At 55.9% G+C, this 11,838-nt stretch carries 9 protein-coding genes and 1 pseudogene; all 10 read left to right on the top strand.

What is annotated here, in order from left to right; translation table 11 throughout:
* The first annotated feature begins 300 nt into the window (after window positions 1-300).
* The 10 genes and pseudogenes from HMPREF2884_RS08110 (at window position 301) to HMPREF2884_RS08075 (ending at window position 11,795) form a co-directional block, all read left to right on the top strand.
* Window positions 301-1,422 carry a tetratricopeptide repeat protein gene (locus HMPREF2884_RS08110; protein ID WP_070616650.1) on the top strand — a complete coding sequence of 374 codons (1,122 nt, stop codon included), beginning with the start codon at window positions 301-303 and terminating at the stop codon, window positions 1,420-1,422.
* Between the two features lie 189 nt (window positions 1,423-1,611).
* Window positions 1,612-2,649, top strand: a complete 1,038-nt coding sequence (locus HMPREF2884_RS08105; RefSeq protein ID WP_070616648.1) for an HAD-IIA family hydrolase — start codon at window positions 1,612-1,614, stop codon at window positions 2,647-2,649.
* Complete coding sequence (locus HMPREF2884_RS08100) at window positions 2,642-2,809, top strand: hypothetical protein (protein WP_005506658.1); 168 nt, start codon at window positions 2,642-2,644, stop codon at window positions 2,807-2,809. Before HMPREF2884_RS08105 ends, HMPREF2884_RS08100 begins: the two co-directional genes overlap by 8 nt.
* Before the next feature lie 90 nt (window positions 2,810-2,899).
* On the top strand, window positions 2,900-3,628 hold the full coding sequence (locus tag HMPREF2884_RS08095; RefSeq protein WP_070616645.1) for a TlyA family RNA methyltransferase: 729 nt from the start codon (window positions 2,900-2,902) through the stop codon (window positions 3,626-3,628).
* Window positions 3,629-3,845: 217 nt separating this feature from the next.
* A pseudogene (gene merR, locus HMPREF2884_RS09050) lies at window positions 3,846-4,166 on the top strand (Hg(II)-responsive transcriptional regulator); the annotation flags it as partial.
* A gap of 35 nt (window positions 4,167-4,201) precedes the next feature.
* Window positions 4,202-5,860 (top strand): mercury(II) reductase, encoded by a 1,659-nt coding sequence (merA, locus tag HMPREF2884_RS09045; RefSeq protein ID WP_083309159.1) that lies wholly within the window; start codon window positions 4,202-4,204, stop codon window positions 5,858-5,860.
* Between the two features lie 312 nt (window positions 5,861-6,172).
* A complete protein-coding gene (locus tag HMPREF2884_RS08090) occupies window positions 6,173-7,180 on the top strand; it encodes an NAD kinase (protein ID WP_141752166.1) in 1,008 nt (335 codons plus the stop codon).
* Window positions 7,181-7,199: 19 nt separating this feature from the next.
* Entirely contained in the window at window positions 7,200-8,918 is a 1,719-nt protein-coding gene (gene recN, locus HMPREF2884_RS08085) for a DNA repair protein RecN (RefSeq protein ID WP_005507692.1), read from the top strand.
* A 362-nt stretch (window positions 8,919-9,280) separates the two neighbouring features.
* Window positions 9,281-10,975, top strand: a complete 1,695-nt coding sequence (locus tag HMPREF2884_RS08080; RefSeq protein WP_005506644.1) for a CTP synthase — start codon at window positions 9,281-9,283, stop codon at window positions 10,973-10,975.
* A gap of 145 nt (window positions 10,976-11,120) precedes the next feature.
* On the top strand, window positions 11,121-11,795 hold the full coding sequence (locus HMPREF2884_RS08075; RefSeq protein WP_070616643.1) for an NUDIX domain-containing protein: 675 nt from the start codon (window positions 11,121-11,123) through the stop codon (window positions 11,793-11,795).
* The last annotated feature ends 43 nt before the right edge of the window (window positions 11,796-11,838 follow it).

Raw genomic sequence — 11,838 nt, 5'->3', positions numbered from 1 at the left:
TACTGCACTTTTGTGGGTGTGGGAGAGTAGGTTATTGCCGCTTTATTATTCAATAGCCCCGGCTTCGCCGGGGCTATTTTTGTTTGGGGAGGCCGTTAGGCCTCCCCATTTGTCTTTAACATCCCATCAGTACGGGTGCACGGAAGGTGCTCTCTATACTAGAATGGTATGGCTTATGTTTAGGCATTAGCGGGTGTATCTAAAGCACCCCTCATAGAGTTGATGCCTCAGGCAGCGGTTCGCCCGAATCGACTGCATACCCTACCCGCCCACACTGGCGGATACCTCCCAAGGAGATTCATGTCTGAGACCCCCCGTCACGAGTCTAACGGCTCCGGCCCCCGCCAGCACCGCAAGAACAGCGGAGGAAAGGACTTCCGCTCCAAGAAGGGCGGCAAGAACTTTGGCGGCAAGGGCGGTTTCAAGCGTAACGACCGCGGAGGCAAGAAGTTCGACGGCCGTCGCTCCGACTCCCGTTCCAAGGCACCTCGCTCTAACGGTCCCGAGGCTGAAGCACCTCGCGAAGAAGTACGCAGCATTGGTGGCCGTGCAGGCTACCGTCCCGCAAAGCCCAAGGCGCCGGAAATTGATGACGACATCACCGGTCGCGAGCTGGACGGCGCAACCTTCCGTCAGCTGCGCGCCCTGGAACCGCGCAACGCAGAAACCGTCGCAAAGCACCTCGCCATGGCTGGTCGCTACCTCGACATCGACCCCGAATTCGCGCTGGAACACGCCGTCGCAGCATCCCGCAGCGCAGGCCGTATCGCCGCAGTACGCGAAGCCGTTGGCGTCGCCGCATACGTTGCAGAAGACTTCGAACTGGCACTGCGCGAACTGCGCACCCACCGCCGTATTAGCGGTGCCGTAGACCACCTGGCACTGCTGGTGGACTGCGAACGTGCGCTCGGCCGCCTGCCCAAGGCAACGGAAATGATTGCAGAATTCAAGAAGGAAGAACTGCCCGCCAACGTGCGCGTAGAACTCGCCATCGTTGAATCCGGCATCCTCAGCGATCAGGGAAAGAAGTCTGAAGCTGTCGTAGCGCTGCAGATTCCTCAGCTGAACCCCAAGCGTGCCTTCGAGTACAGCCCCCGTCTGTTCAGCGCATACTCCGACGCGCTGGCTAACGCAGGCCGTAACCAGGAAGCAGAACGCTGGGCACGCCTCGCATTCATGGCAGAAGCAGCACTGGGCCAGGGCAATTTCGCAGAACCTGAAATCTTCGATATGTTCGGTGAAGCAGGCCTCTTCGAACAGGAAGAGAAGTCCGTAGAACTCACTGAAACCGCAGAAGAAGCTGAAGAGACCGCAGAGGCTTCCGCGGAAGAGGACGCAAACGAAGCTCAGGAAGAGGTAGCTGAGGACGAGAAGACCGAAGCTCCCAAGACTGAAGAAGCAGAAGAAGTCTCCGCAGAATAAGACTGCAGAGAATCTAAGAATTCTAAAATATTTGACCTAAGTGTCAGCGTGAAACCGCTGGACGCCACACCCAAGCAGGGGAGAGCGTCCAGCGGTTTTCCACATAATCACCCGAAGGCACCAACGCTAGAATGTCTAACAGGTACGATTAATAGCGACAACCGCCAGAGACCCCGAGAGGAACACTCTATGACCACGAACGCACTCCTATCCCGCTACGATGCCCTCCTCTCCGATCTGGACGGCGTGGTCTACGCGGGTCCCTTCGCCATCGAAGGCGCACCCGAAGCGCTCAACCGTGCCGAAGAAGAACTCAACGTACCGGTCATCTTCGTCACCAACAACGCATCGCGCTCCGTAGAATCCGTAGCAGAGCACCTGCGTGAACTGGGTGTGCACACCCGAGCAGAACGAGTCGTCAGCTCCGCACAGGCAGGCGCCGCACTGCTCGCACAGCATGTACCCGCAGGCTCCAAAGTACTCATCACCGGCACCGAAGCACTTGCCGATTGCGTTCGTGCAGTAGGCCTCGAAACCGTACGTAAGGAAGAAGAAGGCCCCGTAGCCGTCATCCAGGGTTTCGACCCCAAGATCGGCTGGGAAGACCTTGCGGAAGCCGCCTACACCCTCGCAAACCCCGACATCCTCTGGATTGCCACCAATACCGACCAGAGCATCCCCAAGGAACGAGGCCAGGCACCCGGTAACGGCACCCTCGTAGCAGCCGTGGCAAGCGCAACCCGCCGCACCCCGCTTGTCGCGGGCAAGCCCGAAGCGCCCATCTTCCACACCGCAGCGCAGGCTGTGAACTCCAGCCGCCCCGTCATCGTGGGTGACCGCCTGGACACCGACATTCTCGGTGCAAACAATGCAAAGATGGACGGCGCCCTCGTCCTCACCGGCGTACAGACCTACCAGGACGTCATCGAGGCCGTGCCGAACCAGCGTCCGACCTATATTCTGCGCACCCTCGAGGACTTCTTCGCGCCCTACCCCGAAATTGAGGTGCTCTACGAAGGGTACGAAGTCATCGCAACCGGCCCCACCTGGCAGGCACGAGTTCGCGGTGAAAACCTGAGCCTGACCGGCCCCGAGATTGAAGACACCGAAGCATTCGCGGGCAGCGAGAGCGAAGCCGAAGCATGGCGCGTAGCCTGCGCAGCATGGTGGGCAGCAAACCCCGAACAGGGCGCACGCCCCAACATCCAGGGGATCCCCGGTGCCTAAAGAACCGGAGACTAATAGCACGGCAGAGGAAACCGCTGAGCTTGATGCAGAATTCGAGCGCCAACTCGCGGCGACCCTCGCCATGGACCCCGTAGAGCGTGTCAAGCGCCTCGAAACGATGAGCGAGCAACTGGAGAAGGACCTCGAAAACCTCTCCTAGTTCGCAGCAGTGATCCCTCAGAACAGCAATGCTCTGAGGAGCACTAGATAACCCGTCACCAGACGACGACAGAAAGAAGACAAGGACACCGTGCGCCTCGATAAATACCTGGTCGAAGCCGGATTCGTGAGCTCCCGAACCCTCGCCGCAAAACTCATCGCGGCAGGAGACGTGCAAGTCAACGGCAAGGTTGCGCGCAAAGCGTCCATGCTTGTGGGCCCGGAGGACACCCTCTACGTGCGCCAGAGCGAGCTGACCGAATACGTCAGCCGCGCAGGCCACAAACTCGCAGGTGCCCTCGACGCGTTCCCCGATATCGAGGTAGAAGGCAAGCGTTGCCTGGATGCGGGAGCATCCACCGGAGGCTTTACCGACGTGCTGCTTCGCCGAGGAGCAGCCCACGTAGCCGCCGTTGACGTAGGACACGGGCAGCTCGTGGACACGCTACGCGAAGAACCGCGAGTTGGCGTGTACGAAGGACTCAACGTTCGCTACATGAAGCCCGAAGACATTGGTGGGCAGGTCGAACTGACGGTTTCTGACCTCTCGTTCATCTCACTGACCCTGGTCATGGAGGCGCTAGCGAACGCCACCGAAACCGGCGGCGACCTGGTGCTCATGGTCAAACCGCAGTTCGAGGTCGGCAAGCACCGCATTGGACGCGGGGGAGTGGTGCACGAAGAATCTGCCCGCCGTGAAGCAGTGGAAAAAGTTCAGGCATCTGCGGTGAGCCACGGGTTGCGTGTGATGGGTATGGAACCCAGCCCGCTCCCCGGACAGGACGGCAACGTAGAGTACTTCCTATGGTGCAAAAAATAAAGGGTCTTCGGAATATATAGTGGAATTACTTTCTTAATAGTTTAAAAACAACTGGTGTTTAAATCGGATTTTCTGGTGGGATGTTAGGATAATCAATAGTATTATATAAAAGTATCAATCACATACGAGTGATACTTTGGGAAAAAATAAAATAGTCCAATTTACTTGACCGTGTACTATGGTACATGGTTTATAATATTCAGGGGGGTGAAATAAGATGATTTATCGCATTAGTGAGTTTGCAGATAAATGTGGAGTTAATAAAGAAACGATCAGATATTACGAGCGAAAAAATTTATTACAAGAACCTCACCGAACGGAAGCTGGTTATCGGATATATTCATATGATGACGTTAAGCGTGTTGGGTTTATTAAACGAATACAGGAACTTGGTTTCTCTTTAAGCGAGATTTATAAATTACTTGGTGTTGTAGATAAAGATGAAGTTCGTTGTCAAGATATATTCGAATTTGTTTCTAAAAAACAAAAGGAAGTGCGAAAACAAATAGATGATTTGAAACGAATTGAAACTATGTTATAATAGAAAAATTAACAAACGAAAGGAGCTTTTTTATGAATAAATTTAAGGTAAACATTTCAGGAATGACTTGTACGGGTTGTGAAAAACACGTAGAATCAGCACTTGAAAAGATAGGTGCTAAAAATATTGAGTCTAGTTATCGTCGTGGTGAAGCAGTATTTGAACTGTCCGATGATATTGAGGTTGAAAGTGCAATAAAGGCGATTGCTGACGCAAATTATCACCCGGGCGAAGCAGAAGAAATACAAGTGCAATCGGAAAAAAGGACAGATGTAAGTTTAAATGATGAAGGTAACTATGATTATGATTACATCATCATCGGTTCTGGTGGAGCTGCCTTTTCATCTGCCATTGAAGCCGTTACTTTGAACGCAAAAGTGGCTATGATTGAGCGTGGAACGGTGGGTGGAACTTGCGTTAATGTCGGATGCGTTCCTTCTAAGACCTTATTAAGAGCAGGGGAAATCAATCATCTAGCAAAAAATAATCCATTTGTAGGATTACACACTTCGGCTTCAAATGTTGATTTAGCGCCATTAGTAAAACAAAAGAATGATTTAGTAACCGAGATGCGAAATGAAAAATATGTGAATTTAATTGATGATTATGGTTTTGAATTAATAAAAGGTGAAGCAAAATTCGTAAATGAAAATACAGTTGAAGTAAATGGCAATCAAATCACAGCCAAAAGATTTTTAATAGCTACAGGTGCTTCTTCAACTGCACCTAATATTCCCGGATTAGATGAAGTAGATTATTTAACAAGCACTAGCTTATTGGAATTAAAGAAGGTTCCAAATCGTCTTACCGTAATTGGTTCAGGATATATCGGCATGGAATTAGGACAACTATTTCATAACCTCGGGTCAGAAGTCACTTTGATTCAAAGAAGCGAGCGTCTATTAAAAGAATACGATCCTGAAATTTCAGAAGCCATTACTAAGGCCTTAACAGAACAGGGAATTAATTTAGTAACAGGTGCAACCTATGAACGAGTTGAGCAAGATGGAGACATTAAAAAAGTTCATGTTGAGATAAATGGTAAAAAGCGAATTATTGAAGCAGAACAATTGCTAATTGCCACTGGAAGAAAACCAAATACAGAATCATTAAACTTACATGCAGCAGGCGTTGAAGTTGGTTCCCGTGGTGAAATTGTCATTGATGATTATCTTAAAACGACCAATTCCCGAATTTATTCAGCTGGAGATGTCACTCTCGGTCCCCAATTTGTTTATGTAGCTGCTTATGAAGGTGGACTTGCTGCTCGTAATGCAATCGGAGGACTAAATCAAAAGGTCAATTTAGAAGTGGTTCCAGGCGTTACGTTTACTTCTCCATCGATTGCAACGGTTGGTTTAACGGAGCAACAGGCAAAAGAAAAAGGATATGAAGTGAAAACATCGGTATTGCCGTTGGATGCTGTTCCAAGAGCGCTCGTTAATCGGGAAACAACAGGTGTTTTCAAATTAGTGGCAGACGCGAAAACATTGAAAGTGTTAGGGGCGCATGTAGTGGCAGAAAACGCAGGAGACGTAATTTATGCAGCAACATTAGCTGTGAAATTCGGTTTAACTGTTGGAGATCTGAGAGAAACGATGTGTCCATATCTAACAATGGCAGAAGGATTGAAGCTGGCTGTCCTAACTTTTGACAAAGATGTTTCGAAATTATCTTGCTGTGCAGGCTAAGGGAACTTTTTTACAACTCCCTATTCAACGGTGTCGAAAGTAAATATAGTGCCGAAAATAAATAGTGCTAAGGCAGTCTGAGAGAAACCGCTCGGTAACGCAGGACGCGTTGAGGGCGGGGCTTTCTCAGGCTGCCGCGCTATTCGCAGGTATTTTTACAGGTATTTTAGAGATACCCCAGCCGTACGCTATTCGAAATAATTTTCTAAAAATATAGCTCTTTAGAAAATCTTCGAGAACATATTCGGTATGATAGGTGTAGATACACCATCTCAACATCCCGATCTCAACACCCGATGGGAGAGAGTCGTTATGGCAGAACACGAAAGCCACGCACCGCAGGAAGCAACCGCGCAGGTAGCTACCGCAGGTGCGCGTCATGGTTCCGAAGACTCGGTGGAACAACGTCACCGTAAGATTCTCGTCTTCGCCCACGTGGGGCGCAAAGAAGCACGAGATGCCGCCCGACAGGCATGCACCCAGCTCTACGAAGCGGGACTCGCACCCGTCATGACTCGCTCCGATCTGGAGACCCTGAGTGAAAACTGGGACGAGCCCGTCCCCGTGCAGGTCGTCCACGAATCCGTGGCGCTCATCGATATTGAACTCGGCGTGGTGCTCGGTGGTGACGGTTCGATTCTTCGCGCCGCAGAAATGGTGCGCCGAACCAGTGTTCCGCTCATCGGTGTGAACCTGGGGCACGTCGGCTTCCTCGCCGAATCCGAAGAGAGCGACCTGACCGAAACCGTTCGCTGCATCGTCAACAACGAATACACCGTTGAAGAACGCATGGCAATCGACGTGGAAGTCTGGAACGACGGCAAGCGCGTGCACAGCGACTGGGCGCTGAACGAAGCTAGCGTCGAAAAGGGCAACCGCGAAAAAATGATTGAAGTCATTATTGAGGTGGACTGCCGCCCGCTCAGCAGCTTCGGCTGCGACGGCGTGGTCATGGGAACCCCCACCGGCTCGACCGCCTACGCTTTCTCCGGCGGCGGCCCGGTCGTCTGGCCCGAAGTTGAAGCAATTCTCATGGTGCCGCTCTCGGCTCACGCGCTCTTCGCGCGCCCGCTGGTAGCAGCGCCGACCTCCACCCTGGCGGTAGAAATGATGCCCGGAAACGGTGCCTCCGGCGTGCTCTGGTGCGATGGCCGCCGAACCGTAGAGCTGGACCCCGGCTCCCGTATTGAGGTGCGACGCTCCGAAAAGTCGGTGCTGCTCGCCCGTATCCACCCGGCTCCCTTCTCTGAGCGACTGGTGCGTAAATTTGAGCTTCCGATCCGTGGCTGGCGTGGCCCGCAGGACACCGAGAAGCACTAAAGAAAAGGAATGAACGTTCGTGATTGAGGAAATCCATATTCGAGACCTCGGCATCATCACCGATGCGAGGCTCCCCCTCGAACCCGGATTCTCCGTGCTGACCGGTGAAACCGGCGCAGGTAAAACCATGGTCGTCACCGCCCTCGGTATGCTCCTGGGCGCCCGATCCGACGCCTCCAGCGTGCGCAACGGTGCTAAGAGCGCCCTCGCCGAAGCAGTGATTCGCCTGCCCCACGGGCACCGCGCCCTCGAGCTTGCCGAAGAAGCCGGCGGTACCGCCGAAGACATCGACGAACAGACCTCCGAGCTGCTGCTGGCACGCACCGTCAACGCCTCGGGACGCTCCCGTGCCCACGTCGGCGGTTGCTCCGCACCCATCGGGACCCTGTCTCAGATTGGTCAGACTCTTGTTGCAGTCCACGGCCAGTCCGATCAGCTGCGCCTCAAATCAGCGGCAGAGCAGCGCCAGTCCCTCGACCTGTACGCCGGTGAAGAGCTCTCCAACCTGCTGGAGAAGTACCGCGAAAACTACGAGCGATACCGCGCCGCCGCCGCAGAGCTGAAGGAAGTACGCGAAAACTCGCGCGCACGAGCCCTCGAAGCGCAGACCCTGCAGGGAGCCCTCGAAGAAATCAGTGCCGTCAACCCGCAGGAGGGCGAAGAAGAAGAGCTCAAAGCCGAAATGGTGAAGCTCATGAACGTTGAAGCGCTACGCATTGCCTCGGCAACCGCCTCCGCGGCGCTCAGCGGTAGTGAATACTCTACCGGCGACGAGCAGAGCGTCATGAGCCTGCTCGATGCAAGCCGCTCCGCGCTCCAGGCGCAGGCAGACGCTGATGAAGAGCTTGCTTCTCTCGCCGCGCGCGTCAATGAACTGTTGATTCTTGCCACCGATATCTCCTCGGATCTGTCCTCCTACATGGCCTCCCTGGATGTTGAAGGCCCCGAACGTCTGGCGCAGGTGCAGACTCGCCGCGCCCAGCTGGCGACCCTCACCCGCAAATACGGTGCCGACATCGCCGAGGTTCTCGAATGGGCCGAAGAATCCCGTGCACGCCTTGAGACCCTGGTGGACGACCCGCAGCGACAGGAAACCCTGGAAACCGAGCTGGTACAGCTACGCAAGGTGCTCGGCGCCCAGGCAGAAGAGCTGACCGCCCTGCGCCGTGCCGCCGCACAGAAACTGGCAGACGCCGTCAGTGAGGAGCTCACCGCTCTTGCCATGCCGAACGCCTCCCTGGTCGTGGAAGTTGCTGAAGCCGAAAAGTTCTCGGTGCACGGCCGAGACACCGTGACCTTCATGCTGGCGCCCCACCGAACCGCCGTGCCGCGCCCGCTCGGTAAGGGCGCCTCCGGCGGCGAGCTCTCCCGCGTAATGCTCGCCCTGGAGGTAGTGCTTGCCGAAGTAGACCCCGTACCCACCTTCATCTTCGACGAGGTGGACTCCGGCGTGGGCGGTAAGGCCGCTATCGAAATCGGTCGCCGCCTCGCCATGCTCGCCCGACACGTGCAGGTTCTGGTGGTCACCCACCTGCCGCAGGTTGCAGCCTTCGCGGACCAGCACATCCTCGTGCTGAAAAACGATGACGCGTCCCTCTCAAAGGTCAAGGTACTTTCCGAAGAGGAACGCGTGGTGGAACTGGCGCGAATGCTCTCCGGGCACGATCAATCAGAATCGGCGCGAGAGCATGCCCGAGAGCTACTGGCAGCCGGTCGAGAAGTGCCGCAGGGGCGCTGAAACTGACGGCAAGCCGGCGGCAAGCCGGCGGCAAACCGGCAGAGAAAAGTATGAGGAAAGTGCTGGCAAAAGCGCCGAAAGGTGGCATCTTTCGCACCAAAGACCATCAAAGGGGCTGAAGTGTGCGAGCGTGCCTCAGAAAGTTGCCAGTACAGCCCGCGCCGGTGACCAATAGCGGTGCATGGATCCCAGAGGATGTGAGATACTCTGTGAATGCTCCTAGACCTGCTTCTACACGGCGCGGCGGGAATAATAAATCCCCAGCTCCGTTTACAGTGGTGATAAGGACAAATAGGGGAGGGAAAGCCGCCTGAGAGAATCCTCTCGCGGCAAAACCCTCTGCTTGGATAGCAGACAAGAAAATGGTAGGCTTGAATTCCGTGGTGAATGAAAAAAATAACGCTCTGAACGCGTCCTCTAACGACAAGGTAACCCGCCAGATTTTCGTGACCGGCGGCGTTGCATCTTCTCTCGGTAAGGGCCTGTCGGCCTCTTCCCTCGGTCAGCTTCTTCGCGCACGTGGCCTCTCTGTGACCATGCAGAAGTTCGACCCCTACCTGAACGTCGACCCCGGTACGATGAACCCTTTCCAGCACGGTGAAGTCTTTGTCACTGACGACGGTGCTGAAACCGACCTCGACATCGGACACTACGAGCGCTTCCTGGACGAAAACCTCGACCAGTCCGCTAACGTGACCACCGGTCAGGTCTACTCCTCCGTCATCGCAAAGGAACGCCGCGGCGAATACCTCGGCGACACCGTCCAGGTCATCCCTCACATTACCGACGAAATCAAGGCCCGTATGCGTCACGCAGCGGAAATTGACAACGCACCCGACATCATCATCACCGAAATCGGTGGTACCGTCGGCGATATCGAGTCCCTGCCCTTCATGGAAGCAGCACGCCAGGTACGCCGCGATGTTGGCCGCAAGAACGTCTTCTTCCTGCACGTCTCCCTGGTGCCCTTCATCGGCCCCTCCGGCGAGCTCAAGACCAAGCCGACCCAGCACTCCGTCGCAGCACTGCGCGGCCTGGGCATCCAGCCTGACGGTCTAATCCTGCGCTGTGAGCGTGAGGTCCCCGTATCGCACCGTACCAAGATTGGTAACGCATGCGACGTGGACAGCGATGCAGTCATCTCCTGCGCCGACGCACCCAGCATCTACGACATCCCCAAGACCCTGCACAGCCAGAAGCTCGACGACTACATCCTCGACTACTTCGGCATTGAGGCTCCCGCACCGGACTTCACCCAGTGGGACCGCCTGCTCGATGCAGTGCACCGCCCCGCAGCAGAGGTCAACGTTGGCCTGGTCGGTAAGTACATCGACCTGCCCGACGCATACCTGTCCGTCTCCGAGGCTCTGCGCGCCGGCGGCTTCGCAAACAACGTGAAGGTCAACATCAAGTGGGTTGCAGCCGACCTGTGCGCAACCGACGAAGATGCCGACCACCAGCTGCGCAACATGGACGCAATCCTCGTGCCCGGCGGCTTCGGCATCCGCGGCCTGGACGGCAAGATCGGCGCCCTCAAGTACGCACGCGAGCACAAGATCCCGACCCTGGGCATCTGCCTCGGCCTGCAGTCCATGGTCATCGAGTACGCACGCAACGTACTGGGTCTGACCGAAGCATCCTCCACCGAATTCGATCCGGAAACCTCCGTACCGGTCATCGCAACCATCGAAGAGCAGAAGCAGTTCGTCGAAGGTGCAGGCGACCTGGGCGGCACCATGCGTCTGGGCCTGTACAAGGCAAACCTGGTTCCCGGCTCTCAGGTAGCTAAGGCGTACGGTGCAACCGAGGTTGCAGAGCGTCACCGCCACCGCTACGAGGTGAACAACGAGTACCGCGAGCAGCTTGAAGAAGCAGGCCTGCGCATCTCCGGTACCTCCCCGGACTCCTCGCTGGTCGAGTACGTGGAACTGCCCGCAGAGGCACACCCCTACTACGTGGCAACTCAGGCACACCCCGAGTACCGCTCGCGTCCGACCCGCCCGCACCCGCTCTTCTCCGGCCTGATTAAGGCTGCTCTGGAGCGCCGCGGCGCCTAACATCTAGGCACAAACGTTCAGCATCCCGCTCACCCCGCGCAGGGGAGAGCGGGATGCTTTCGTTTAAACCTGAACGTGCCTTATTCCGTGCCCCTACCTGACGCGCCAAACGTAGCGGGACTAAGAAGCCGCCTACAATGAAAGAATGAGCAACAACCAGCAGATTATTGATGCACCCTCCGAACGCACCATCCGCACCCGCACCGTGAAGTACAGCGGCTACGTGATCGAAACGACCGTTGAAGAGTACGAACTCAACAAAAACACCGTGCTGACCCGCGACGTCGTGGAAATGCCCGGCGCCGTCGCTGTGGCGGTCCTCAACGACAACAACGAACTGCTGATGCTTAACCAGTACCGCCACCCGGTGCGCATGAACCTCTGGGAAGTACCCGCCGGACTGCTCGACATCGACGGTGAAGACCCCCTGGTCGCCGCGCAGCGCGAACTCGCCGAAGAGGCAGACCTGCAGGCAGACACCTGGAACGCTCTGACCGACTACTTCAGCAGCCCCGGCGCAACCAGCGAAGCAGGCCGCGTCTACCTGGCGCGTAACCTCTCGGAACTGCCCGCCGAAGAACGTAGCGAACGCACCGACGAAGAAGCAGAAATGACCTACCGCTGGGTGCCCCTCGCCGAGGCAGTACAGCTGGTGCTGGGCGGAAAGGTTCACAACGCGCTCGCTATCCAGGCGGTACTCGCCACCTACGCGGCCGCACAGAACAACTTTGAAGGCCTGCGCCCCGCCGAGGATGGCTGGGAGTTCCACCCCTACATGGGACAGCGCCGCGAAAAGCCGGAGAACTTCCGCAACCACTAGAACGGAACACAGAGCAGAACACAGGGCGGGGGAGTAGCCCGCC

This window comes from Rothia sp. HMSC073B08 (assembly GCF_001812975.1).
Taxonomy (GTDB): domain Bacteria; phylum Actinomycetota; class Actinomycetes; order Actinomycetales; family Micrococcaceae; genus Rothia; species Rothia mucilaginosa.
This window is presented reverse-complemented; position numbering and strand designations above follow the sequence as displayed.